The 25,313-nt window shown below is 69.3% G+C and carries 23 protein-coding genes; 4 read left to right on the top strand and 19 right to left on the bottom strand.

The annotated features are described in order from the left end of the window. Window positions 1–87: 87 nt before the first annotated feature. Together rpsO and ACY48E_RS12170 are read right to left on the bottom strand one after the other, a co-directional pair. Entirely contained in the window at window positions 88–357 is a 270-nt protein-coding gene (gene rpsO, locus ACY48E_RS12175; protein WP_462872444.1) for a 30S ribosomal protein S15, read from the bottom strand. 165 nt (window positions 358–522) lie between these two features. Beyond that, window positions 523–1,500 carry a bifunctional riboflavin kinase/FAD synthetase gene (locus tag ACY48E_RS12170; protein ID WP_462872442.1) on the bottom strand — a complete coding sequence of 326 codons (978 nt, stop codon included), beginning with the start codon at window positions 1,498–1,500 and terminating at the stop codon, window positions 523–525. A gap of 106 nt (window positions 1,501–1,606) precedes the next feature. Between ACY48E_RS12170 and ACY48E_RS12165 the strand changes: the two genes are divergently transcribed. Next, window positions 1,607–2,299 (top strand): metal-dependent transcriptional regulator, encoded by a 693-nt coding sequence (locus tag ACY48E_RS12165; protein WP_462872440.1) that lies wholly within the window; start codon window positions 1,607–1,609, stop codon window positions 2,297–2,299. Between the two features lie 94 nt (window positions 2,300–2,393). Here ACY48E_RS12165 and truB read toward each other — a convergent pair whose 3' ends face one another. The 12 genes from truB to rimP form a co-directional block, all read right to left on the bottom strand. Beyond that, window positions 2,394–3,263 (bottom strand): tRNA pseudouridine(55) synthase TruB, encoded by an 870-nt coding sequence (gene truB, locus ACY48E_RS12160; RefSeq protein ID WP_462872479.1) that lies wholly within the window; start codon window positions 3,261–3,263, stop codon window positions 2,394–2,396. A 112-nt stretch (window positions 3,264–3,375) separates the two neighbouring features. Further along, entirely contained in the window at window positions 3,376–6,903 is a 3,528-nt protein-coding gene (locus ACY48E_RS12155) for an indolepyruvate ferredoxin oxidoreductase family protein (protein WP_462872439.1), read from the bottom strand. Between the two features lie 159 nt (window positions 6,904–7,062). Further along, a complete protein-coding gene (locus ACY48E_RS12150) occupies window positions 7,063–7,764 on the bottom strand; it encodes a 4'-phosphopantetheinyl transferase family protein (protein ID WP_462872438.1) in 702 nt (233 codons plus the stop codon). Beyond that, a complete protein-coding gene (locus ACY48E_RS12145) occupies window positions 7,761–8,720 on the bottom strand; it encodes a metallophosphoesterase family protein (RefSeq protein WP_462872436.1) in 960 nt (319 codons plus the stop codon). Before ACY48E_RS12145 ends, ACY48E_RS12150 begins: the two co-directional genes overlap by 4 nt. Window positions 8,721–8,724: 4 nt before the next feature. Continuing rightward, window positions 8,725–10,110 carry an MATE family efflux transporter gene (locus ACY48E_RS12140; RefSeq protein ID WP_462872435.1) on the bottom strand — a complete coding sequence of 462 codons (1,386 nt, stop codon included), beginning with the start codon at window positions 10,108–10,110 and terminating at the stop codon, window positions 8,725–8,727. Window positions 10,111–10,129: 19 nt separating this feature from the next. Next, window positions 10,130–11,179 carry a DHH family phosphoesterase gene (locus ACY48E_RS12135; protein ID WP_462872434.1) on the bottom strand — a complete coding sequence of 350 codons (1,050 nt, stop codon included), beginning with the start codon at window positions 11,177–11,179 and terminating at the stop codon, window positions 10,130–10,132. Between the two features lie 3 nt (window positions 11,180–11,182). Beyond that, on the bottom strand, window positions 11,183–11,635 hold the full coding sequence (rbfA, locus tag ACY48E_RS12130) for a 30S ribosome-binding factor RbfA (RefSeq protein ID WP_462872433.1): 453 nt from the start codon (window positions 11,633–11,635) through the stop codon (window positions 11,183–11,185). A 110-nt stretch (window positions 11,636–11,745) separates the two neighbouring features. Continuing rightward, window positions 11,746–12,036, bottom strand: a complete 291-nt coding sequence (locus ACY48E_RS12125; protein WP_462872432.1) for a DUF503 domain-containing protein — start codon at window positions 12,034–12,036, stop codon at window positions 11,746–11,748. 93 nt (window positions 12,037–12,129) lie between these two features. Then, window positions 12,130–14,901 carry a translation initiation factor IF-2 gene (gene infB, locus ACY48E_RS12120; protein WP_462872431.1) on the bottom strand — a complete coding sequence of 924 codons (2,772 nt, stop codon included), beginning with the start codon at window positions 14,899–14,901 and terminating at the stop codon, window positions 12,130–12,132. A 207-nt stretch (window positions 14,902–15,108) separates the two neighbouring features. After that, on the bottom strand, window positions 15,109–15,417 hold the full coding sequence (locus ACY48E_RS12115) for a YlxR family protein (protein WP_462872478.1): 309 nt from the start codon (window positions 15,415–15,417) through the stop codon (window positions 15,109–15,111). Between the two features lie 44 nt (window positions 15,418–15,461). After that, window positions 15,462–16,487 carry a transcription termination factor NusA gene (gene nusA / locus ACY48E_RS12110; protein ID WP_462872430.1) on the bottom strand — a complete coding sequence of 342 codons (1,026 nt, stop codon included), beginning with the start codon at window positions 16,485–16,487 and terminating at the stop codon, window positions 15,462–15,464. A 16-nt stretch (window positions 16,488–16,503) separates the two neighbouring features. Then, window positions 16,504–17,082: a ribosome maturation factor RimP gene (gene rimP, locus ACY48E_RS12105; RefSeq protein WP_462872429.1), complete on the bottom strand. Its 579-nt coding sequence runs from the start codon at window positions 17,080–17,082 to the stop codon at window positions 16,504–16,506. A gap of 179 nt (window positions 17,083–17,261) precedes the next feature. Here rimP and ACY48E_RS12100 point away from each other — a divergent pair, with 179 nt between their 5' ends. Both ACY48E_RS12100 and ACY48E_RS12095 read left to right on the top strand, forming a co-directional pair. After that, complete coding sequence (locus tag ACY48E_RS12100; RefSeq protein ID WP_462872428.1) at window positions 17,262–17,756, top strand: hypothetical protein; 495 nt, start codon at window positions 17,262–17,264, stop codon at window positions 17,754–17,756. Beyond that, window positions 17,753–18,193, top strand: a complete 441-nt coding sequence (locus ACY48E_RS12095) for a ferritin-like domain-containing protein (RefSeq protein WP_462872427.1) — start codon at window positions 17,753–17,755, stop codon at window positions 18,191–18,193. Before ACY48E_RS12100 ends, ACY48E_RS12095 begins: the two co-directional genes overlap by 4 nt. A gap of 30 nt (window positions 18,194–18,223) precedes the next feature. On the opposite strand, the gene ACY48E_RS12090 is transcribed toward ACY48E_RS12095, so the two are convergent. Next, window positions 18,224–19,972, bottom strand: a complete 1,749-nt coding sequence (locus tag ACY48E_RS12090; protein WP_462872425.1) for a proline--tRNA ligase — start codon at window positions 19,970–19,972, stop codon at window positions 18,224–18,226. 44 nt (window positions 19,973–20,016) lie between these two features. Here ACY48E_RS12090 and yaaA point away from each other — a divergent pair, with 44 nt between their 5' ends. Next, the gene (gene yaaA / locus ACY48E_RS12085; RefSeq protein ID WP_462872424.1) at window positions 20,017–20,760 is read left to right on the top strand and encodes a peroxide stress protein YaaA; all 744 of its coding nucleotides are present in this window, start codon (window positions 20,017–20,019) and stop codon (window positions 20,758–20,760) included. A 10-nt stretch (window positions 20,761–20,770) separates the two neighbouring features. Here yaaA and ACY48E_RS12080 read toward each other — a convergent pair whose 3' ends face one another. The 4 genes from ACY48E_RS12080 to ACY48E_RS12065 are packed head-to-tail and all read right to left on the bottom strand — an operon-like array spanning window position 20,771 to window position 25,304. After that, entirely contained in the window at window positions 20,771–22,276 is a 1,506-nt protein-coding gene (locus ACY48E_RS12080) for a DHA2 family efflux MFS transporter permease subunit (protein WP_462872423.1), read from the bottom strand. Between the two features lie 10 nt (window positions 22,277–22,286). Beyond that, window positions 22,287–23,528 (bottom strand): uroporphyrinogen-III C-methyltransferase, encoded by a 1,242-nt coding sequence (gene cobA / locus ACY48E_RS12075; RefSeq protein WP_462872422.1) that lies wholly within the window; start codon window positions 23,526–23,528, stop codon window positions 22,287–22,289. Window positions 23,529–23,550: 22 nt separating this feature from the next. Further along, window positions 23,551–23,910, bottom strand: a complete 360-nt coding sequence (locus ACY48E_RS12070; protein ID WP_462872421.1) for a cobalamin biosynthesis protein — start codon at window positions 23,908–23,910, stop codon at window positions 23,551–23,553. Further along, window positions 23,907–25,304, bottom strand: coding sequence for a cobyrinate a,c-diamide synthase (locus tag ACY48E_RS12065; RefSeq protein WP_462872420.1), 1,398 nt, complete (start codon window positions 25,302–25,304; stop codon window positions 23,907–23,909). The genes ACY48E_RS12070 and ACY48E_RS12065 overlap by 4 nt, the downstream gene beginning before the upstream one ends. Window positions 25,305–25,313 lie beyond the last annotated feature (9 nt).

Here is a 25,313-nt window from a genome sequence, read left to right as displayed (position 1 = left end):
CTGGCCGGCGGGGTCCAGTGTAGGCACCGGGCCCCGTCGGCAGATGGCGGGTTGGAGAACGTGTCTGCTGGTTGTCGACCGTGATGGCTATCGACGCAGACCCAGACGCTCGATGAGCGAGCGGTAGCGAGCGACGTCGACCTTCTGCACGTACTTGAGCAGACGCCGACGACGACCCACGAGGAGCAGCAGACCACGACGCGAGTGGTGATCGTGCTTGTGGGTCTTGAGGTGCTCGGTGAGATCGGTGATGCGCTTGGTGAGCAGCGCGACCTGCGCCTCCGGCGAGCCCGTGTCGGTCTCGTGCAGGCCGTACTCGGTGAGAACCTGCTTCTTCTGCTCGGCGGTCAATGCCACGGTGGTACTCCTGGTGATAGACGTCCATGCGAATCGACAGAAACAGTCGGTGGCCACCATGGACCGCAGCGCACCGACGGTTGAGCCTACCAGCGAATATCGCCGGCCTGGACCACACCCGCCGACCTCGGGCCGTGCGCAGGCCCCCGGGCCGTGCAGGTGATGTCAGCGCCCGGCCGATTCCGCGGCGTCGAGAATCTCGCGGGTGTGCACCACGTCGCGGTCCATGGCCTCGAGCAGGGCCTCGACCGAGCCGAAGGCCTCCATGCCTCGCACGCGTTCGACGAAGTCGACCGCCACGTGCTGGCCGTACAGGTCCGCGCCGCCGTCGAGCACGAACGCCTCGACCGTGCGGGTACGACCGGAGAACGTGGGATTGGTACCGATGGAGATGGCCGCTCGTGCGCGAGCCCCGGGGCTCACCGTCCCGATCACCGGACCGGCGCCGAGCACCGTGAACCACCCCGCGTACACACCGTCGGCCGGGATGGCCGCGTACATCGGCGGAGCGACGTTCGCCGTCGGGTAGCCCATGGCGCGCCCGCGGCCGTCACCGTGTACCACCACACCCTCCACGCGGTGCGGGCGACCGAGCGCGTCCGCGGCGGCGCCGACGTCACCGGCGTCGACGCAGGCGCGGATGTAGGTCGAGGAGTAGGTGACGGCGTCCTCGGTGAGCAGCCCGACGCCGTCCACCGCGAAACCGAAGCGTCGCCCGGCTGCCTCGAGCATCGTCACGGTGCCCGCGGCCTTCTTGCCGTAGGTGAAGTTCTCCCCCACCACCACCTCGGCGGCGTGCAGACGTTCGACGAGGATCTCGTGGACGTAGCGGTCGGGTGTGAGCTTCATGAACTCGGGTGTGAACGGCATCACGCAGAACACGTCTATGCCCAGTTCCTCCGCGAGTTCCGAGCGCCGGGCCAGCGTGGTGAGTTGAGCGGGATGACTTCCCGGCCGCACAACCTCCATCGGATGCGGATCGAATGTCATCAGCACACTCGGAATGTTGCGCTGCGCGGCGGATTTCACGGCGCGATCGATCAGTTGGGCGTGCCCGCGGTGGACACCGTCGAACACGCCGATGGTCAGAACACACCGTCCCCAGTCGGCAGGAACCTCATCGAGACCTCGCCACCTCTGCACTCGCACAAGGGTACGGGCCGGATGGTCGCGGGTCACGCGTACCGGGCACGCCGTTTCGGCCGCGAGACCGCGAGCCCGACCCGGCGCGCGCCCCTAGGGTGGTGGCGTGTCGCCCAGCCCGCGGACCGAGAAGGGTCCCGAACCCGCAGCCCTGACCGCTGTCGCCCAGGACTACCTCAAGGTGATCTGGACCGCACGCGAGTACTCCGACGAGCCGGTGACCACCAAGATGCTCGCCGAGCGCATGAGCGTGTCCCCGTCCACCGTATCGGAGGCGGTACGCAAACTCGCCGATCAGGGCCTGCTCGACCACGCCCGCTACGGGTCGATCGCCCTGACCGAGGCCGGTCGGCGCGCAGCGGTGGCCATGGTGCGGCGACACCGACTGCTCGAGACCTTCCTGGTCGACGAACTCGGCTACGGCTGGGACGAGGTGCACGACGAGGCAGAGGTACTCGAACACGCGGTCTCCGACCTGCTCATCGAACGTATCGATCGCAAACTGGGTCGACCGGATCGAGACCCACACGGGGACCCCATCCCCTCCGTCGAGGGTGCCCTGCCGACCGCAGCGGCCACGGTGCTCGCGGACTACGGGCCCGGCAGCGCGGGACGCGTGGCGCGAATCTCCGACAGCGACCCGGACATGCTGCGCGCCTTCGCCGACATGGGGATCACGCTGGACACCGCGATCACCGTCCTCGAGCGCGGTGAGAACACCCTGCGCATCGGGTTCACGGACGGGCGCACGCTCGAGATCGGCGCCGACGCGGCCGGGGCGATCCGCATGGTGCCGTAGGGCCCGGCAGGTCGCATGGTGCCGCAGGGCCCAGCAGGTCGCATGGTGCCGCAGGGCCCAGCAGGTCACATGGTGCCGCAGGGCCCGGCAGGTCTCAGCCGCCGAGCGTCGCCGGACGCACCACCATCACCGAACCGGCTCGGCGTCCACGTTCCTGCACGAGGGCGATCGCCCGCCCCGCCGGATCCACGACGGCGTACGTGCCCTCGATGCCGACGGGTTCGAGCCACCGGCCCTGCGAGATCGACTCCGCCTCGGCGGCACTGATCGCACGCTGCGGGAACGCCAGGGTTGCCGCCTGATCGACGTCCAGGCTCACCCGGGGATCCTCGGCGAGGTCGGCGAGCGTGCGAGCGTGCTCGAGGGTGAACGGACCGACCCGGGTTCGACGCAGAGCGGTCAGGTGCCCACCGACACCGAGGGCGTCACCGAGGTCACGCGCGAGGGCGCGGACGTACGTGCCGGACGAGCAGTCCACGCGAACATCGAGCTCGATCCATCCGCGACCGGCCGAGTCCGCACCGCGCCGCCGATCACGAACATCGAAGCGCGAGACCGTGACCCGCCGCGCGGGCAGGCTCACCTGCGTCCCCTCACGGACCAGGGCGTGTGCACGCCGACCGTTGACCTTGATGGCACTCACACTCGACGGCACCTGCTCGATGTCGCCGATCGACGACCGGATCGAGCCGTCGATCATCTCCTCGGTGACGGACGCGACGAGATCGGCCGGAGCGACCGCGAGCACCTCGCCCTCGACATCGTCCGTGGTCGTGGACCACCCGAGCCGAATGGTCGCGTCGTACGACTTGGTGGTCAGGGCCAGCAGACCCAGCATCTTCGTCGCGCGTTCGACGCCCAGGACCAGAACCCCGGTGGCCATGGGATCGAGTGTCCCCGCGTGCCCGACCTTGCGGGTGTGGAGCAACTTGCGACACCGCGAGACCACGTCGTGGCTGGTCATGCCGGCGTCCTTGTCGACGATCAGCAGCCCGGCCCCGTCGAGGCCCGACGGCGGTTTCGGGCGCGGAGACCCGGAAGCAGCGGACGGCACGCAGCAGAGTGTGCCACGCGGCTCAGATGCCCAGGCGCTCCCGCTGCGCGGTCAGGGCCGCGCGGTAGCGCTCGATGTTCGCCAGCTTGATCTGCTCGTAACCGCGCACCATGTCGGGCAGATCGGTGAGCGCGATCAGGGCGGGGTCGGCCGCGGCCGTGATCCGACCGTCCTCGATCGCCGCGACGATCGCGTCGAGCACCCCGACGTACTCCACGATCAACTCGCGTTCGAGGCGGCGCATCCTGGTACGACCGAAGGGGTCGAACGCCGTGCCCCGCACCCGCCGGGCAGCGGCGAGAGCGGTCAGAACCGGCCGACCGCGCCGACCGATCGACAACTTCGACCGCATGCCCATCGCCCGGAGCACCGGCGGGTGCAGACGAACCGCGACGGCGGCGTCGGCGCCGAAGGTGTCGGCGACCTCGGCGGCGAACTCCGGATCGCGGGTCAGCCGGGCAACCTCGTACTCGTCCTTGTAGGCCATCAGCTTGTACAGGTTCCGCGCGGCGCTCGAGGTCAGCGCCGAACCCCCCGAGCGCAGTTCGGCCGCCCGCACGCGAGCGAGCACCTCCACGAAGCGACGTGCATAGGCGACGTTCTGGTACGAGATCAACTCGTCCACACGACGCAGGATCGACTGGGCGACATCGTCGTCGAGGCGTCCGAGCACCGCGACCAGCTCACGAGCGGCCGCCCGTGCCGGCCCCACGGGCAGCCGGCGGTGCACCGCTGCGATCGCGTCGTCGACCGCAGTGGGATCGGCGACCAACTGGCGACCTCGCCGGAACGCCTGCACGTTGCGAGCGGTCGCGACACCGTTCACCGCGATGGCCGCCTCGATCGACTCTGCCGAGACGGCCAGAGCGCCCGCCTGATACGCCGCTCCGACCATGAGCATGTTGGCGTACTGCTCGTCACCGAAGAGCCTGGTCGCCGCGCTCGACGCGTCCAGCGCGACGGTCCGCGCGGCGGCCGGCTCCACGACCGCGGCCACGGCCTCGTTGGTGGGGAACGTGGCCGCGGTGTCCACCACCATCGCTCCGGTCGGCACCCGACTCGAGGACATCACCGCCACGGTGAATCGTGGGTCGGCCACCCGAAGGTTCGCGGAGTCGGCTCCGACCAGCTGATCGCACGCCAGGTATAGATCGCAGTCGCCGGTGGCGATCCTCGCGGCCTGCTCGACGTTGCCGTCGAAACTCACCTTCAGGTCGCTGACCACCGCGCCACCCTTCTGGGCCAGTCCGGTCATGTCGACGGTGCGCGGATGATGCCCGTCGAACACCGCGGCGGTGGCCAGAATCTGCGAGACCGTGACCACTCCGGTACCCCCGATTCCGGTGATCCGGGCACGGAAGCCGTTGCCGCGCCGAGGCCGCCGCTGCGGGTCCGGCAGTGCGGCGGCGTCGAGGTCGGCCACCACCGGAACGGCCGGTCCGGACGCTCCGGGTCGAACCGTCACGAACGACGGGCAGTCGCCCTTCAGGCACGAGTAGTCCAGATTGCACGAACTCTGATCGATGCGGGTCTTGCGGCCGAACTCGGTCTCCACCGGGTGAACGGACAGGCAGTTGGACTTCTCGCCACAGTCGCCGCAGCCCTCGCACAGGCGCTCGTTGATCATCACCCTGGTGGCCGGGGTCGCCACGGTGCCCCGCTTGCGCCCACGACGCTTCTCGGCGGCACAGAACTGATCATGAACCAGCACCGTCACCCCGGGTACGGCGGCGAGTTCTGCCTGAACCGCCAGGGTGTCGTCACGATGACGGATCTCGACCTCGGCCGGAAGATCGAGTCGACCCGTCCGTCGCACGTCGTCGGTGGTCACCACCACACGCGCCACACCCTCGGCCAGCACCAGCGACACCAGGTCCACCAGACCGCTGTCGCCCACCGGGTCCTGGCCGCCGGTCATCGCCACGGTGCCGTTGTAGAGGATCTTGTAGGTGATGTCGGCCTGCGCTGCGACCGCGGCCCGCAGCGCGAGCGAACCCGAGTGCGCGAAGGTTCCGTCGCCGAGGTTCTGCACGAAGTGCTTCTCCTCGAGGAACGGCGCCATCCCGAGCCACTGCACACCCTCCCCACCCATCTGGGTGATCCCGGCGACGTCACCGACCTGGGCGGGGTCCATCAGAAGAACCATTGCGTGGCAACCGATCCCGGCCCCCACGAGGGTGCCGTCGGCCACCTTGGTCGAGCTGTTGTGCGGGCACCCGGAACAGAAGTAGGGCGTGCGGGCCGCGAGCGGGATCTCGATTCGGGTGGGACGGCGGTGACGATCGTCGAGCCATGCCGTCGCCGCCGGGATTCCGGCATGGCGCGAGAGTCGTTGCGCCAGTCCGAGAGTGACCGCATCGACATCGAGTTCACCGAAGCGCGAGAACAGCGTCGAACCGTCCTCGTGCACTTTGCCCGTCACGGCGGGGGCACGGCCGCCACGAGCCCGGTCGAAGAGGATGTCCCGGATCATCGTCTCGATGAAGTCGCGCTTCTCCTCGACCACGATCACCTCGTCGAGCCCGGTGACGAACTCGTCGAGAACGGTGCGTTCGAGCGGGTAGATCATGCCCAGCTTGAGGATCCGGATGCCCAGGCGGCGCAGGTCGTCGTCCGCGATGCCGATGAGCCGAAGTCCCTCGCGCACATCGAGGTAGGTCTTGCCGGCGGCGACGATGCCGATACGGTCGTCGGCGCTGCGCACCACGATGCGGTTGATCCCGTTGAGCCGGGCGTACTCGACCGCACGCGGCTTGCGGATGGTCAGCTGGTTCTGCTCGAGTTCCATCAGGCTGCTGCCGAGCAGTCGCCCACTGGGCACGTGGGGGCTGCGAGCGAGGTCGCCGTGGTCGATGGTGAATCGATCGAGATCGACCACCGCCGTCGACGCGCCGTCGGCCACCGACGCGCACACCTTCATCGCCGTCCACAACCCGGACACCCGCGACATCAGAGCAGCGTGCACGCCGAAGTCCAGGACGTCCTGCGAGTCGGCCGGGTACAGCGTGGGCATGTACAGGTCGGCCAAGGCCATCTCCGATGCGCACGGGATGGTCGAGCTCTTCGCGCCGGGGTCGTCGCCCACCAGCGCCACCGCACCACCGGACGGATCGGTGCCGACCATGTTCGCGTGGCGCAGCGCGTCGGTGGCGCGGTCGAGACCCGGCGCCTTGCCGTACCAGTAGCCGACGATCCCGTCGCGCCGCCCGGCGCCGGTGACGGCGAGGTTCCCCACGCGCGCAGCCAGCTGCGATCCCATCACCGCGGTGGCGCCGAGTTCCTCGTTCAGAGCCGGCCGGTGGGTGACGTCGAATGGCTCGAGAATGGATCGCCGTCGGGCGATCTCGAGGTCGTATCCGGCCAGGGGTGAGCCCTCGTAGCCGGAGATGAAGGACGCCGTGTGCAGACCGGCCAGGCGATCGATCCGGGCGCGGTCGGTGACCATGCGCACGAGGGCCTGGATGCCGGTGAGGTAGACCTCGCCGTCGGAGCGGGTGTATCGATCGGGAATCGATGCCTGGTAGGAGCGTTGATCGGGGGCGAGGCTCATGGGATCACCTGAATTCTCGTATGCGATCGGACCACCGAGGGGTGAGCGGAGACCAACCGTATCCTTGCCAGACCTTCTGGTCTGGTCGGCTGGAACGGATCGCTCGCGAGTGTGGCGAACAACACGTTCCGGACGGTCCCAACGGTAACGCGGGAATGGTCAGCGCACCACGATTGCTGCCACGACCAATCCGTCGCGAACCGCCCAGCGACCATCGAAGGCCACCAGGCGATCACCCGAGAGTGTTCGACCACCGACCAGAATGTCGGAGTGGAACGACCCGGCCGGATCGTCTCCGGCGTCGTCGCGTTCGAAGGTGATCGCCGCATCCTCGAATCCCAGCCAGCGCTCGGTGAGCGGGAACCACGCCTTGTAGGTGGCCTCCTTGGCGCAGAACAGCAGCTTGTCCCAATGCACCTGTCGATCCCGGCTCTCGATACCCGCCAGCCACGAACGCTCGCGCTCGATGCTCACGGCAGGCAGAACCCCCTCGGGTAGCGGCTCGTGCGGCTCGGCGTCGATGCCGATCGACCGCACGTCGCGGGTGAAACCCAGTGCGGCCGCCCGATAGCCGTCGGTGTGCGTCATGCTGCCGACCAGGCCCGACGGCCACTTCGGGGACCCCGCGTCGCCGCGGAGGATGGGCGCCTCGGGTACGCCGAGGGTGACCATCGCCCGTCGCGCGCAATGACGAGCGGAGATGAACTCCAGGCGACGCTTCTCCACCGCTCGCGCGATCAGATGCTCCTCGTGCGGGTGCGCCTCGAGCCCTGGCGGGTCACCGAAGAGTTCCTCGGCCGCGATCTCGGGAGGCAGTACCGATCCCAGGAGCGTGGCGCCGGTGGTGCGTTCGGCGCTCACCCGGGGGACCCGCCCCGACGCATCCGCTCCACCTCGGCCTCCATCTCCGGGGTGAGCGGGAAATGGCCTCCGAACTTGTTCAGCGAGCCGGGCGGGTACTCCGGTACCGGCAGAATCTGCCGGTACACCGGATCCGGGAGCCCGCGTCTCTTCCACTCGCGCGGGTAGCCCACCGACACCTCCTCGAAGCGCACCCCGTCGTAGTACGTGGTGCGGGGAATGTGCAGGTGCCCGTAGACGCAACACAGCGCTCGGTATCGCGTGTGCCAATCGGCGGTGGCCACGGTGCCGCACCACATGGCGAACTCCGGGTACATCAGCACCTCGGTGGGCTGGCGCACCAACGGGTAGTGGTTGATCAGAATCGTGCGCATCGACGGATCCAGTGCATCGAGCCGAGCGCGTGTGCTCTCGAGCCGCTCCGCACACCAGGCCTCCATCGAGGCGTAGGGAGTGGGGGTGATCAGGAACTCGTCGGTGGCCACCACGTTGCGCGAGCGAGCAAGGGCAAGGCCGTCGGACTTGCCCACCGTGCCTGCCGGCAGGAACGTGTAGTCGTAGAGCACGAACAGCGGGACCAGGGCGACCGGGCCGTCCTCGTCCGCCCAGACGGCGTACTCGTCCTCCGGTGTCACGACCCCGATCTCCCGGCACATCGCCACCAGCCAGTCGTACCGCGACACACCGTGGATCTGCTGCGGGTCCTTCACGGTGGTGTAGAGCTCGTGATTGCCGGGAACCCAGACGACCTTCTCGAACTTCCCGGCCAGCAACTCGAGTGCCCAGCGAATGTCGTCGGTCTTCTCAGCGACGTCGCCTGCAACGATCAGCCAATCGTGCGCCGACCTCGGCTCGATCGACTCCGTGATCGGACGATTGCCCCGGTGACCTATGTGCAGATCGCTCACCGCCCACAGGGTTGGGGGCGCCGAATCGAGATCTCCTGCGGGGCTCATCCGATCAGTATCCCTTCCCCGCCGCACCGGGCACGTGGGCACCCGTGGTGATCCACGCACCAGAGGCTGCGCGCCACCCCACGGCGGCCAGGCGCAGCACCACGAACAGCACCAGACCCACCCAGATCCCCCGCAGCCCCCAACCGAACGTCAGCGACAGCCAGATCATCGGCAGGAATCCGCCCAACGCCGCCGTCAGCGTGCTGGTACGCAGGAACGCCGCGTCACCGGCGCCGAGCAGTACCCCGTCGAGACCGAACACCGCTCCGGCGATCGGCAGAACCAGCACGAAGAGCCACCAGATGTCGTCCATTCTCTGCATCACCTCTCGATCCGAGGTCAGCAGAGCCGAGACGGCGTCCCATCCCACCGCGAACACCACCGCGAGCACGAGCGCGACCAGCGTGGACCACAGTGTGATTCGCTTGGCCATCGCCCGCACACCGACGCCGTCGTCCCCGCGGTCGACACCGAGGGCGGCACCGATCAACGACTGGCCCGCGATGGCGAGCGAGTCCAGCACCAGGGCGCTGAGGAACCACAACTGCAGGACGAGTTGGTGGGCGGCGACGGTCGCAGCGCCGAAGCGCGCCGCCACCGCCGTGGCGGAGACGAAGCACACCTGAAAGCCCAGCGAGCGCAACACCAGGTCGCGGGCGAGCACCAGATGCTCCCGAACGATCGACCACCGGGGCGCCAGCGGCACCCCGGCCCGCACCAGAGCGCTCAGGAACGCGGCCGCGGCCACGCTCTGACCTGCCACGTTGGCCACGGCAGAGCCGGCCAGGCCCAGGTGCGGTGCACCGAGCAGCCCGTGCACCAGCACCGGGCACAGCCCGGCGGACACCAGGACACCACCGACCACGTAGCGCAGTGGACGCCGAGTGTCCTGGACACCGCGCATCCACCCGTTCCCGGCCAGCGACACCAGGATCATCGGGACACCGAGAACCGCCACCGACAGCCAGTCCCCGGCTCCACCGGCGATGGATGCATCGGCACCGAGTGCGGACACGATCGGACCGAGAGTCAGCTGCACCACGACCACGATCGCCACCCCGAGGGCAAGCGCGATCCACGTTGCCTGGACGCCCTCGCCGACCGCGTCGCGATCGCGGCCCGCTCCGTGCAGTCGCGCGGCGCGCGAGGTGGTGCCGTAGGAGAGGAAGGTCAGCTGTGTGGACACCTGGGTGAGCACCACCGAGCCCACCGCCAGCGATGCGAGCTCGACGGCACCGAGCCGTCCGACGACCACCGAATCCAGCAGAAGGTAGAGCGGCTCGGCCACCAGCACACCCAGGGCAGGAACCGCGAGGGCGAGCAGTGCGCGCCCCGACGCCCGGGTGTGGATCTCGCCCCCGCCTGCGTTGTCGTCGCGTGCGTGCGTCACAGGGTCTCGGCCGTGCTGCTCAGCAGTTCTCGGCGCTGTCGTCGAGGGCGGACACCAGAGCCGCGACGGCACCGTCGATGTCGCCGGGCGCGGTGTAGCCGGCGGAGTAGCGATGACCTCCCCCGCCGAGCGCTGTCGCCACGAGGGAGACGTCGATGCTGTCCTTCGAGCGCAGTGAGACGGTCCAACCGCCATCGGCCTGCTTGAACACGGCGGCCACCCGCGCCTCGGCGGTGGTGCGCACGATGTCGACGACGCTCTCGATCTCCTCCGATCGCAACCCCTGCGAGTCGGCACTGGTGATCACGGCGTACACCAGCCCCGCACCTCCCGCGGCCTGCGGCACGAGCTTCGCCGATCCCAGAACCGCACCCAGCATCGGCAACCAACCGAACGGATGAGTATCGAGCAGGCGACGGGCGATGGCAGCGCCGTCGATCCCCGTGGCGAGCAGGCGTTCGGCGAGCAGATGCGACCCGGGCCGAACCCACCGAAACGATCCGGTGTCGGTGACCAGCCCGGCGAACAGGCAGTGCGCGAGGTGCTCGTCGAGCGGCACACCCCACAGGTCGAGGAGAGTGACGATCACCGCGGTGGTCGACTCGGCCTGCGGATCGATCAGATTGACCGAACCGAAATGCGTGTTGGACAGATGATGATCGATCACCAGCACGTTGTCGGCGCCACTCAGTCGCGAGGCCAGCGCACCCAACCGGCCACTGCTACCGCAGTCGACGGTCACCACCAGATCCACGTTCTCACGAACGTTCGCCGGTGCCACGATGAACTCCCGGCCCGGGAACTGCTCCATCGACTCAGGAACCCGCTCCGGGGCGGCGAAGGCGACCTGGACATCGGCTCCACGCCGAGAGAGCACCAGCGCGAGGGCCAGCCCACTGCCGATGGTGTCGGCATCGGGCTGGACATGACACAGAACCGTGACCGTCGACGCGGCCCCGAGTAGATCGATCGCGCGGGAGAACGGCGGCGTGGCCGCAGACCCGGCGTCAGCGTCCGGCGGCGCCGATCGGGTGGTCGCGGTGGTGTCCGCAGCGGTTCTGTCGATCATCGATCAGTCGGCCTCGGTGTCGGTGGTTCGCGGGGCCTTGTACGGATCGGCCTCCCCGGCCGGTGTCGCATTGGCAGCGACCTCGGCGACCTTGTTGTCGATCTCACGAGCCCGGGCCAGCAGTTCTTCCATGTGGCGGGCGGTATCGGGGACGCGATCGGGCTCGAATGCCAGCGTCGGGGTGTAGCGCACCCCGGTTCCCGCGCCGACCAGGGACCGCAACACACCCTTGGCCTTCTCCAGACCGGCCGCCGCCGCCTCGAAATCGGGTTCGGCGTCGATCGTCTCGCCGAGCACGGTGTAGAAGACGGTGGCGTCGTGAAGGTCCGCTGTGACCTTGGCGTCGGTGATGGTGACGAAATTCAATCGGGGATCCTTGATCTCGGTGTCGATCGCGGTCGCCACGATCGTCACGATTCGCTTGGCAAGCTTGCGAGCCCTCGCCTGATCAACCACGATCGCTCTCCTGTCCGTCAGCCTGGTCGACGTCACGCCGACCACCGATCACTTGGTTCTGGTCATGCCCCCGCCGGTAAAGAGCGCACCGACGGCTCCACGCGGCCCCGTCAGTCGTCGGGTCCGAAGATTCGACGACGCACCGCCAGTAGCTGCACCTCCGGACGATCCGCCACATGCCGCTCGCAGGTGTCGAGTACGTCGTGCAGATGCTCGACGTCGCTGCTGACCAGCGACATTCCGATCAAAGACCGTCGATACCGCTCCTGCTCACCGGATTCTGCGACAGCCACCCCGAAGCGCGCGAGCGACGCCACGAGCGGACGAACCACCGATCGCTTCTCCTTGAGCGAGTGCACATCTCCGAGAAGTACGTCGAGTTCGAGGGCACCGATGTACATGTGCTGACCGAACCCCCCTTCCTGTCCGTTCGAGCCTCCGCCCGCTCCGGGAGCGGACACGACACCCGCCGCGTCCGCTCCCGCATCGTGGCGTCAGTCGCGCGGCTTCTCCCGCAGTTCGTACGCCTCGATCACGTCGCCGACCTTGATGTCGGAGTACGTGACGGTCAGACCACACTCGAACCCGTCACGAACCTCCACCACGTCGTCCTTCTCCCGTCGCAGCGAGCTGATGGTGACCTTCTCGGCGACCACGGCATTGTCGCGGATCAGACGCGCGGTGGCATTGCGGCGCACCACACCCGACGTGACCATGCAGCCGGCAATGTTGCCGACCTTGGACGAGCGGAACATCGCCCGGATCTCGGCCCGACCGAGTTCGACCTCCTCGTAGATCGGCTTGAGCAGACCCTTGAGGGCCTTCTCGATCTCGTCGATGGCCTGGTAGATCACCGAGTAGTACCGGATATCGACGCCTTCGCGGTTGGCCAGCTCGGTGGCCTTGCCCTCGGCCCGCACGTTGAAGCCGATGATCACCGCGTTGGAGGCCGATGCGAGGTTGACGTTGGTCTCGGTCACGCCGCCGACGCCGCGGTCGATCACTCGCAGCTGCACCTCGTCGTCGATGGCGATGCCCAGCAGTGCCTCCTCGAGCGCCTCCACCGTTCCGGAGTTGTCGCCCTTGAGGATCAGGTTCAGCTGCGAGGTCTCCTTCAGAGCCGAATCGAGATCCTCGAGGCTGATGCGCTTACGGCTACGGGCCGCCATCGCATTGCGCTTGCGCGCGTTGCGGCGGTCCGCGATCTGGCGAGCGATTCGATCCTCGTCCACGACGAGAAGGTTGTCACCGGCGCCGGGCACCGAGGTGAAGCCGATCACCTGTACCGGACGCGAGGGCAGTGCCTCGGTGATGTCCTCGCCGTGCTCGTCGACCATCCGCCGCACGCGTCCGTACGCGTCTCCGGCAACGATCGAGTCACCGACCCGCAGGGTTCCGCGAGCGATGAGCACGGTGGCCACCGGACCGCGACCGCGGTCGAGGTGCGCTTCGATGGCCACACCCTGGGCCTCCATGTCCGGGTTGGCCCGCAGATCGAGAGCCGCGTCGGCGGTGAGCAGGACGGCCTCGAGAAGGGCATCGATGTTGGTGCCCTGCTTGGCGGAGATGTCGACGAACATCGTCTCGCCGCCGTACTCCTCGGCCACCAGGCCGTACTCGGTGAGCTGACCGCGAATCTTGGCCGGGTCGGCGCCCTCCTTGTCGATCTTGTTGACCGCCACCACGATCGGCACATCGGCTGCCTGCGCGTGGTTGATCGCCTCCACCGTCTGCGGCATCACGCCATCGTCGGCGGCAACCACGAGGATCGCGATGTCGGTGGCCTTGGCACCGCGCGCACGCATGGCCGTGAACGCTTCGTGGCCCGGCGTGTCGATGAAGGTCACCAGACGCTCGTTGCCGTCGAGCTCGGTGAGCACCTGGTACGCACCGATGTGCTGGGTGATGCCGCCGGCCTCGCCCTCGCGGACCGCAGTGTTGCGGATCGAGTCGAGCAGGCGAGTCTTACCGTGGTCGACGTGACCCATCACGGTCACCACCGGCGGCCGCGACTCGAGCTCGTCCTCCCCGCCCTCGTCCTCGCCGTAGGTGAGGTCGAACGACTCGAGAAGCTCCCGGTCCTCGTCCTCAGGACTGACGACCTGCACGACGTAGTTCATCTCGCCGCCGAGCAGTTCGAGGGTCTCGTCGTTGACCGACTGTGTGGCCGTGACCATCTCACCGAGATTGAACAGGGCCTGAACCAGTGCGGCCGGGTTCGCGTCGATCTTCTCCGCGAAGTCCGAGAGCGAGGCTCCCCGGGCCAGGCGAATAGTCTCGCCGTTACCGCGAGGCAGCCGCACACCGCCGACGGCGGGTGCCTGCATGTTCTCGTATTCGGCGCGCTTGGCCCGCTTCGACTTGCGTCCACGACGAGGCGCGCCACCGGGGCGACCGAAGGCGCCCGCTGCACCCCCGCGACCACGCTGACCGCCACCGCCGGGCCGACCGCGGAATCCACCGGCCGCGGGCGCTCCGGCTCCGGGGGCGCCGGGAGCGCCGCCGCGGTACCCGCCACCGCCGCCACCGGGTCCCGGACGGGCACCGGGTGCACCGGGACGGCCGGGACGCCCGCCCGGCGAGGGTGCCGGGCGCGCCGACCGCGACGGCATGGCGCCGGGGTTCGGTCGCGGCGGCATGCCGCCGGGATTGGGTCGGGGACCGCCGGGGCGCGGACCGCCCTGACCGGCCGGCGGACGCGGAGGTGCGCCGGGCACGATCGGTCGCGGGCCGCCCTGACCGGGTGTCGGCCGACCGACTGCGCCGGGGCGAGGTGCCTGACCGGGTGCCGGGCGGGCAGCCGGACGCTCGACCGGAGCGGACGAGTAGGGGTTGTTGCCCACGCGCGGGGCCTTGGGGCCCGGACGTGGTCCCGCCGGTGCGGGAGCGGCTGCGGCAGCCGGAGCCGCGGGCGCCGACGGCGCAGACGTCGCGGCGGGCGCCGACGGTGCAGCCGGCGGAGCTTCGACCACCGGGTGAACCTGCGCGGGCGCCGCGACCTCGGGGGCGGGCGCCGAGCGGGGACCGGGACGCGGACCGCCGGGCTTGGGACCGCGGGTCGGCGCGGGGGTGGGGGCCGCGGGCGCTGCGCCCGCGTTTGCTGCTGCCGAGGGGAAGGACTCCCTCAGACGGCGCGCGACGGGTGCTTCCACCGTCGACGACGCCGATTTGACGAACTCGCCCTGCTCCTTGAGCCGTGCGAGTAGATCTTTGCTCGTGACGCCGAGTTCTTTGGCCAACTCGTGCACGCGGGCCTTGCCTGCCACTGCTCTCCTCACTGAGAGGTCGAGCGTGGCCCCTGTCATGGGTGCCCGCGCGACCTCGGGTTATGTCCGATGGACGTTCATTGCTGCGTCACGGTGTGCTCATGGGTTCGTGTACCTGTTCTTCTCGTGAAGCCTTTAACCGGGTAAGCCTGAAGCCGGGTGGATCCAGAGACCGGGTGGAGCGTGTGTCCCGTGGTACGAGACCGTTCAGTGCCGGTCGCCGAGGAGATCTCGACGAACAGCGGTGAGATCGGGAGAACCCGATCTGCGGAGCGCCCGCCCGAAGGCTCGGCGCCGCTCCGCCTGGTGCAGACACTGCGGATCGGGATGCAACCATGCACCTCGACCCGGTAGTACTCGGCGGTGGTCCACCTCGACGCGCCACGAGCCGTCGTGGTCGACCCGTGCAACCATCCGCACCAGATCGCGGACCAGTGAGCGACCCCGACATCCGACGCACGTGCGCTCCGGGAGAACCGGAGAGCTCTGCTCACCATCGGGGTCGCACTGAACCACGCACCACTCTAGCGCCGCGACCTCCTGTTCGGACAATCGCGCACTCACCCGCGCGTTGCACCGTCCGGCGCGGCTTCGGGGCGGGTCTCGGCGGCGTCGCTGCGGATGTCGATCCGCCAGCCGGTCAGTCGCGCCGCCAACCGTGCGTTCTGACCTTCCTTCCCGATCGCCAGGGACAGCTGATAATCGGGCACCACCACCCGAACCGCCCGCGCTGCGGCGTCGACCACCGTCACCGACACCACCTTCGACGGTGAGAGGGCGTTGCCGACGAAGCGGGCCGGATCGTCGTCGTAGTCGATGATGTCGATCTTCTCGCCGCCGAGTTCGCTCATCACGTTGCGCACCCGCTGGCCCACCGGCCCGATGCACGCGCCCTTGGCGTTGAGGCCCGGAACCGTCGAGCGCACCGCGATCTTCGATCGGTGTCCCGACTCGCGCGCCACCGACACGATCTCCACGGAACCGTCCGCGATCTCGGGTACCTCCAGGGCGAAGACCTTTCGGACGAGGTTCGGGTGCGTGCGACTGAGGTTGATCTGCGGGCCACGCGCGCCTCGCGAGACCCCGATGACGTAGCACTTGATGCGATCGCCGTGCTCGTACGTCTCGCCGGGAACCTGCTCGGCCTGCGCCAGGGTGGCCTCGACTCCCGCGTCGGTCCCGATCCGCACCACCACGGTGCCCCGCGCGTTGGCCCTGGTGTCGCGGGAGACGACGCCACCGACGATCTCGCCTTCGTGTGTGGAGAACTCGCCGTAGGTCCGCTCGTTCTCCGCATCCCGCAGTCGCTGCAGAATCACCTGGCGGGCCGTCGTGGCGGCGATGCGTCCGAAGCCCTCGGGGGTGTCGTCGTACTCGGCGACGACATTGCCCTGATCATCGAGCTCGCGGGCCATCACCCGAACGGTTCCCGACTTGCGGTCGATGACGACGTGGGCCGAGCTCTTGTGGCCCTCGGTGTGCTTGTATGCCGTGAGCAGGGCGGACTCGATGGTCTCGATGACCATGTCGATCGAGATACCCTTCTCGGCTTCGATGGCCCGCAGCGCGGTGATGTCGATGTTCACGTCGGAAGGTCCTGTCCTACTCGTCGGGGCTGTCGGGGCTGTCTACAGGAACACTGAGCTCGGGAGCAGTGAGCGGGTCCACGCGGCCGGGGGTGACCCCACCGGCCAGTTCGATCTCGAGCGGGTTGGGTGTGCGGAACTCGACCTGAACCACCGCGTCGCTGATCTCTGCCAGCGCCACCGTGCGCACCGCCGGTCCGCTGCGGGTGCGCTCGACGATGTCGACGCAGACGCCGTCCGTGCGTCCGACCCGCCCCTCCATCGGGGTGCCGTCGGCGAGGACGAACGTGACCAGCCGCCCCCGTGCTCGCACCCAGTGGCGGGCAAGCGTGAGGGGGCGCTCGACTCCCGGTGTGGTCACCTCGAGGTTGTAGGGGGTGTTCCCTCCGTCGTCGAGCGCATCGAGAATCTCCGAGACCGTGCGGCTCAGATCGGCGATCGCGTCGAGCTCGAATCCCCGGTCGCGGTCGACCACCACGCGAACCACGCTGTGAGAACCGGCACGAGTGACCACGACCTCCTCGACATCGCAGTCCAACCTCTCGGAGTTCCGCTCGAGAAGATCGATCACCTGCTCCCGGGTCGGAATCGGCATCGGTGATCTCCTCGTTCAGTTGTGACGTGCTCGGACGGTGACGTGCTCAGAACACGGGGTGTGTGCCGGGGTTCTCCACCGTACCGCCCGCGCTCTGCCCGAGGCGAGCGCCTCCCCTGCTGGTGTCGGATTCCGACTCTCAGGTGCGGGGCTGGCACGATGTGGGCGTGCCGAACACCGTGACCTCATCTGTGACCCGGCGTCAGGCGCTGAGAGCGGGCACGATCCTGGTCGGTGCCGGCGGGATCAGCGCAGCACTGATCGCCTGTGGGAACGAGTCCGACCGAGGGCCGACCGAGGTGGACCCGCTCGTCGACGCCCTGGACGCAGCGCGCGCGGATGCGGCGTCTGCCACCGCGGCCATCGTGTCCTCCCCGGCGCAACGCAACGCGCTGACAACCATCTCGGCCGAACGGAGCGCGCACGCCGACGCGCTGGCCCGCGAGGTGGCGCGCCTCGCCGATCGCTTCGCACCGACACCGACACCGGGCACCGGTTCGGCACGGACGACTGCCCCCACCGCGCCCGCGACCACCGACGCCGTTCGCGACGCACTCACGCGCTCGGCCCGCTCGGCAGCCGATCTGGCAGTGTCCCAGCGGGGGTACCGCGCGGGCCTCCTCGGCGCGATCAGCGCCTCGTGCGCGGTCTCGGCGGAGGTGACACTGGCGTGAGTACACCCACCCCCGAGCAGCAGGCCCTCCTCGACGCGCTCGGCGCGGAGTACGGGGCGGTGTTCGCGTTCGGGCTCGTCGCCGCGTTCACGTTGCCCGAGCGCGCTCTCCTGGTCTCGGCCCACACCGAGGCACACCGCGCCCGCCGCGACGCGACGATCGACGCACTGACCGCAGCCGGCGTGCCCGTGCCCGAGCCGGCAGCCGGCTACTCGGTTCCGCTGGCCGTGCGCGACGCGACGACCGCAGCGCAGCTTGCCCTGCGCGTGGAGATGGACACCTCCGTCGCGTGGCGGTCGGTGATCGAGCGCAGCGACACGGCCGATACGACGTCCGCGGCCGTGACGGCCCTGACCGACAGCGCGATGCGGGCGGCCCAGTGGCGGGTGATTCTCGGGATATCCCCGGCCACGGTTGCGCTGCCGGGGCAACCCTGACGAGCCGCTCGCGTTCGTTCGCCGGCCCTGTCAGCGGCCAAGCAGTGCAAGCACCTCTGCCGTGGCATCCGTCGACGCCACATTTCGTGTCTCGCCGCTGAGGCGATCCTTGATCTCGATGGTTCCCTCCGCCCACCCGCGACCGAGAACGACGACGTAGGGGGATCCGAGGAGCTCGGAGTCCTTGAACTTCACCCCGGGGGACACCTTCGGGCGGTCGTCGAGAACGACCTCGACACCGCGCGAGTCGAGCTCGCGGGCGAGGTCCTCGGCGCCGGTTCGCGCGCCGTCGTCCTTGTTGGCGATCACGATGTGTACCGCGGCGGGTGCGACCTCGACCGGCCACCGAAGTCCCTTGTCGTCGTGAGTCTGCTCGGCGATGACCGCGACCAGGCGCGAGACACCTATGCCGTACGAACCCTGGAGCAGGCGAACGGGTTTGCCGTCCTCCCCGAGTACGTCCACCGAGAACGCATCGGTGTACTTCGTACCCAGCTGGAAGATGTGACCGATCTCGATGCCGCGGGCGGTGACCAGGGTCCCGCGCCCGTCCGGGGAGGGATCACCGTCGCGGACCTCGGCCGCCTCGATGGTGCCGTCGGGAACGAAGTCGCGTCCGGCCACGAGGTCCACCACGTGGTTCCCGAGCGAGTCTGCACCGGTGATCCACCGCGAACCCGTCACCACACGGGGGTCGACGAGGTAACGAACACCGTTGTCCTGCAGAGCCTTCGGGCCGATGTAACCGCGAACGAGGAACGGGTTCGCGGCGAACTGCGCGTCACCGATCATCGTGAACTCTGCCGGCGCCAACGACGCCTCGAGGCGCTTGTCGTCCACCTCACGGTCACCGGGAATCCCGATGCCGAGCAGTTCTGTTCGCCCGTCCGGGTGCGTCAGCTCCACGATGATGTTCTTGAGCGTGTCCGCGGCCGTCACCGTGCGCCCCAACCCTGCCGAGTTGGCCCAGTCGACGAGCGTGGCGATGGTGGGTGTGTCACCGGTCGCATGGACGGTGGCCGCGGGAAGTCCGTCGAGCGGGATCTCCGGCGGCGCCGGCGTGATCACGGCCTCGACGTTGGCGGCGTAACCGGATTCCGGGCACCGCACGTAGGTGTCCTCCCCGATGGGACTCGCGGCGAGGAACTCCTCGGACGCACTTCCGCCCATGGCGCCCGACGTGGCGGCGACGATCACGTAGTCGATGCCCAGCCGGGCGAAGATCCGCTGGTAGGCCTCGCGATGAGCGTGGTAGGCCTGCTTCAGACCTCCCTCGTCGAGGTCGAACGAGTACGAGTCCTTCATCACGAACTCGCGCCCGCGCAGGATGCCCGCTCGAGGCCGCTCCTCGTCGCGGTACTTGGTCTGGATCTGGTAGAGCACGACCGGCAGGTCCTTGTAGGAGCTGTACTCCCCCTTGACCGTCAACGCGAACAGTTCCTCGTGCGTCGGCCCGAGCAGCATGTCCACCCCACGCCGGTCCTTGAGTCGGAACAGGCCGGGCCCGTACTCGGTCCACCGGTTGGTGGTCTCGTACGGCTCACGCGGCAGCAGCGCCGGCAGCGAGATCTCCTGCGCGCCGATCGCATCCATCTCCTCGCGCACGACGCGTTCGATGTTGCGCAGCACCCGTAGCCCCAACGGCAGCCAGGAGTACACACCCGGCGCGATCCGGCGGACGTAGCCCGCGCGCACGAGCAGCTTGTGGCTGGCCACCTCGGCATCGGCAGGATCGTCGCGCAGCGTGCGCAGGAACAGGCGGGACAGGCGGGTGATCACAGTGGCCGATCCTAGACCGAGGCCACCCGGGTAGCGTTGGCTCGGTGCTGGTTGTGCTCCCCCCTTCCGAGACCAAGGCAGTCGGCGGTGCCGGCGCCCCCCTCGACCCCGCCACGCTGTGGCTTCCGGAACTGACGGCGGTGCGCACGACGCTGCTCGACTCCCTGATCGACCTCGCCGCGGACCCCGACGCCGCGCGCGCCGCGTTGGGGGTGAGCGCTGCCAAGCTCGACGAGATCGAGGACAACGCCCGGTTGCGCACCGCACCGACCACACCGGCGCTGACCCGGTACACCGGCGTGCTCTACGACGCCCTCGGCGCCCGGACGTTCACACGCGCACAGAGGGCGCGCGCGGGCGAGCGCATCGCCATCGGATCGGCTCTGTTCGGCATCGTCCGCGCCGACGACGCCATCCCCCGCTATCGCCTCTCGGGCGGGTCGGCACTGCCCGGCATGCCGACGCTGCGAGCGATGTGGCGTCCGGTGCTCGGCGACGCCGTGGCCCGCGCCGCCACCGGGCTGGTCGTCGACCTGCGCTCCGGGGCGTACCAGCAGTTGGGACCAATACCGGGCGCCGTCACCGCGACCGTTCTGACCGAACAAGCCGACGGTTCGCGCACGGTGGTCAGTCACTTCAACAAGCACCACAAGGGACTGCTGGCGCGCGCTCTGACGGTGTCTCGGGCCGAGCCGAGCGATGCTCGCGCGGTGGTCGCCGTCGCCCGACGCGCGGGACTGCGCGCCGAGGTGGCCGACCCCACCCGGATCGTCGTCCTGACCGAGTGAGTTGCCCTTCTCAGGCCATGACCGCGTCCTGCGCGGCCTTGGCCTGCGCGACGTCGTCCGCGGTGTAGCGGATCCCCTGCGCGGCCAGGGCCACCAGCAGGGTGATCACGGCGCACCCGAGCAAGCCCGCCGTGTAGCCCTCGCCGAGGGCGATCAGCTCGGGCCGGTCCATCCCGACTGCCGAGCCGGTGCGCCCACCGAGGTCGACTGTGCGGGCGGCGCCGATCGCGCTGATCACGGCGAGGCCGAGCGGACCACCGATGTTCTGGCCGACCAGGGCGATGGCGGTGAGCGGGCCCACCTGATCCATCGGGACGTTGGCGATCGCGCACAGCGGCAGCGCCACGACCGACAGGCCCACACCGAGGCCGATGCCCAGGACCGGCACGGCAAGATGCGGCCAGTAGCTCGAGTCGATGGTGATCGTCGAGGAGTAGATGAGGTTGACGATCGAGATCGAGCATCCGATCGCCACGAGGTAGCGCGGCGGCATCCGTTGGGCCAGCCACTGGGCGATGCCGGCCGAGATGCCCATTCCGACGCCGAACGGGATGAAGGCCAAGCCGGCTTCGAGCGGTGTGTACTTGAGCACGTCCTGCACGAGCAGGGCGACAGTGACCGTCATCGCGAACATCACCGCACCGGAGAAGAAGATCGCGATGAACGTGAACACCCGGTTGCGGTCGGCGAACAGTCCCAGCGGGAGCAGCGGGTTCTTCGACGTGCGCTGGACCACCAGGAAGGCGCCGAGCAGCGCAACCCCGAGAACGAACGACATCACGATCACCGGATCCCCCCAGCCGCGTTCGGGTGCCTCGACCAGACCGAACACCACAGCGGTGGACCCGATGGTGGCCAGCACCGACCCGGGAACATCGAGCGGCTTGCGCTCGAATTTCGCCTCGACGAGCGAACGTGCACCGACGGCGAGGATGAGCAGACCGATCGGGAGGTTGATCAGGAAGATCCAGCGCCACGACACCTGGGTGAGCGCACCACCGATGATCAGGCCGCCGAAGGATCCGACGCCGGTCATCGCGGCGTAGATCGCGATCGCCTGGTTACGCACCTTGCCCGGGGCGAAGGTGGTGGCGACGAGCGCGAACGCGGTGGGCGAGGCCACCGCGGCCCCGGCGCCCTGGATACATCGCGCGATCACCAGCATCGCCTCGTTCTGCGCCAGACCACAGGCCGCGGAGGCGAAGGTGAACAGCGCGACACCGAGGAAGAACATGCGACGACGGCCGAACGCGTCGCCGAGGCGACCACCGAGGAGCATCAGGCCGCCGAAGGCGAGGACGTAGGACGAGATGACCCATGTACGACCCGCATCGCTGAGCCCGAGGTCCGCCTGCAGTGGCGCCAGCGCGAGGTTGACCACGGTGCCGTCGAGCACCGCCATCAATTGCGTGCCGCTCAGCGCGATGATCGCCAGACCGAGGGCTCGCTCGGTCACCGGGTAGGTGATCTGCTCGTGCTCGCCGGCCGCTTGCTTACTCGTCGAAGTGTCTGACACGTGATGAAGGTTACTGGGTCCCGGACGCGAAGCCAGCCACCGGCCCGATCACGATCACCGCGGGCGGCCTGATTCCCTCCTCGCGGACACGGGCGCCGAGGGTGGACAGGTCCGCCCGCAGAACCCGCTCGGTTCGGGTCGTCCCCTCCTGCACCACGACGACAGGGGTGTCGGACGGGCGCCCCCCGCGGATGAGCACGTCGGCGAACTCGGTCGCGCGCTCGACGGCCATCAACAGAACGAGCGTGCCCTTCAACGCGGCCAGCGCCGCCCAGTCGACCAGTGAGTCGGGGTGATCGGGGCGCAGATGTCCGGAGACCACGACGAACTCGTGTGTGACGCCGCGGTGCGTCACCGGTACGCCGGCAGCCGACGGCACCGAGATGGCGCTGGAGATGCCGGGCACCACCGTCACCTGCACACCGGCAGCCGCACAGGCCTGAACCTCCTCGTAGCCGCGGCCGAAGACATACGGGTCGCCACCCTTGAGTCGGACCACGAAGCGTCCCGCCTTGGCGTGTGAGACGAGCGCGTCGTTGATCGCCTCCTGCGCCATGAAGCGGCCGTACGGAATCTTCGAGGCGTCGATGACCTCCACGTCGGGGCCGAGCTCGGCGAGCAGCTCCGGTGGTGCCAGGCGATCCGCGACCACCACGTCGGCACGAGCCAGCAGTCGTCGTCCACGCACGGTGATCAGGTCGGGATCACCGGGTCCACCGCCGACCAGCGCCACGGACCCGAGCGTGGTCGAACCCGTCTCCGCGTCGTTCTCCGGTGAACCCGAGGTGAGCCCGCGCGCCTCGAGTGCGTCGAGGACGGCGTTGCGGACGGTGACCGAGCGCCGATGGTGTCCGTCGGCGAGTACGCCGACGGTCAGGCCGTCGTACTGGGCCGTCGCCGGGGTCACGGCGGTCCCGTCACGCGCGGCATCGGCGCGCACGCAGAAGACTCGGGCGGCGGTGGCCTCGGCAACCACCTCCTCGTTGACCCCCGGGTCGTCGGTGGTGGCGATGGCGTACCACGCGTCCGCGAGATCTCCGGACCGGTAGTCGCGAAGTTCGAGTTCGATCTGCCCGAAGTCGGCCAGGGCCTCGACGGCCGGGGTGACCGATCGCGCGATCACGACGACCCTGGCGCCGCAGGCGAGCAGCAGCGGGATCCGCCGCTGAGCCACCGATCCGCCCCCGACGACAACCACTCGACGCCCCCGCAGGTCGAGGCCCGCCAGGTACGGGGATTCGGTGTCGTCCACGACGATTGACCCTAGTGCCTGATCAGTCGGCGTACCGGGCGGCGGCCACCGTCACGCACCCGAGGACGGTGCGCGCGAGTATCGGATGCACCGCGCCCGACGCCAACAGCGCCGCCGCCTCGGCAACCGATCCGGCGCCCACCGCCGAGCGCACACGACGCGAGAGTGCGACGCCGGGTACCGCGTCGAGCTCGGCAGCGCTGAAGCCGACGACGGGAACTGCGCGTCTGCGGGCGACCTCGATCAGCGCGGGTGAGGCGAGACGGCGATCGATCGTGGCGAGCAGCGCGACCTCCCCGGCGCGGTCTGCCCAGAGCAGAGCCGCCTCCAGATCGTCGACGGTGACGCACGAGCGGGCACCGAGCCCGGCGACCACCCTCACCGCCGCGTCCCCACCCGTTCGGCGGCCGCGACCAACCGGCCGAGCCCGACGGCTGTGGCCACCGGGTGGGTGTGCAGGTACGACGCGTGCACGCCGCCCCCCGCGGCCACATAGCCCTCGCGAACCACCCGTGCCGGCACGCCCGGTTCGCTCTCCCGCAGAAATCCCCATGCCGACGCGATGTCGCCCCCGCGCACGACGGCGGTGCGGTGGAACTCGTGGCCGGTCACCCGCGTGCCGGCGTCGAACATCACCGAGTCGGTGAGTGCGACCGCGTCGCGGTAGCCGAGGGTGAGGCGGTTGCCGAAGCGCGCGTCGATGTCGAGCACCCCGGCCATGGCATGGTCGTCGAGAGTGGCGGCCAGGTACAGCAGACCTGCGCATTCGGCGTGCACGGGCGCGCCCGTGCCGATCAGCTCCGCGATCTCACGAAGAAGCGCGTCGTTCTCGGCCAGTTCGGGGGCGTGAAGCTCCGGGAACCCACCCCCGATCAGAAGGGCGGACGTTCCCGCGGGCAGGGAATCGGTCCGTGGATCGAACACCTCCACCCGCCCGCCGGCGGCCTCGAGGATCTCGCGCTGCTCGGCGTAGCCGAAGGTGAACGCCGGCCCACCGGCCACCGCGATGACCGGAGCGATCGTGGGGCGATGATCGGGTGTGGGCGGTGTCCAGGGCGAACACGACGGCACCCGAGCGGTGTCGGCGATCCGGACCAGCGCGTCGAGATCGATGTGGCGAGCGGCCAGGTCGGCCATCGCGGCCACCGCATCGTGTGCCTCGGTGCCGTGTTCGGTCGCGGTGACCAGTCCGAGGTGACGGGACGGCACGGTCAGGGCCGCGGTGCGCGGGATCGACCCCAGAACGGGCACGCCCACCGCCTCGCATGCTCGTCGCAGTATCTGTTCGTGACGGGCACTGCCGACCCGATTGAGAATCACCGCGGCCACCCGCACCTGCGGGGCGAAGGTGGCGAACCCCTGCACCAGAGCGCCGATGGAATGGGACTGCCCGCGGCCGTCGACCACCAGCACCACCGGTGCGCCCAGCGCGTCGGCGACATCGGCGGTCGACCCGGCCGCGAGGGTGGTGATCGGTGCCGACGAGTCGATGCGGCCGTCGAAGAGCCCCATCACGCCCTCGACCACGGCGACGTCGCATCCCCTGCTTCCGTGCGCGAGCAGCGGAGCCAGCATCTCCCGGCCCACCATGACCGGATCGAGGTTGCGGCCGATGCGTCCGGCGGCGAGAGCGTGGTAACCGGGATCGATGTAGTCGGGGCCCACCTTGAACGGCGCCACCCGGTGACCGGCGGCGCGCAGGGCGCCCATGATCCCGGTCGCGACGGTGGTCTTCCCGCTGCCGGACGACGGCGCAGCGATCACCAGCGCCCTCACCGCACGGGG

Source organism: Rhodococcus sp. AZ1, from assembly GCF_054979605.1.
The sequence above is the reverse complement of the archived record's forward strand: the minus strand, read 5'-3'. Positions and strand labels throughout refer to the sequence as shown.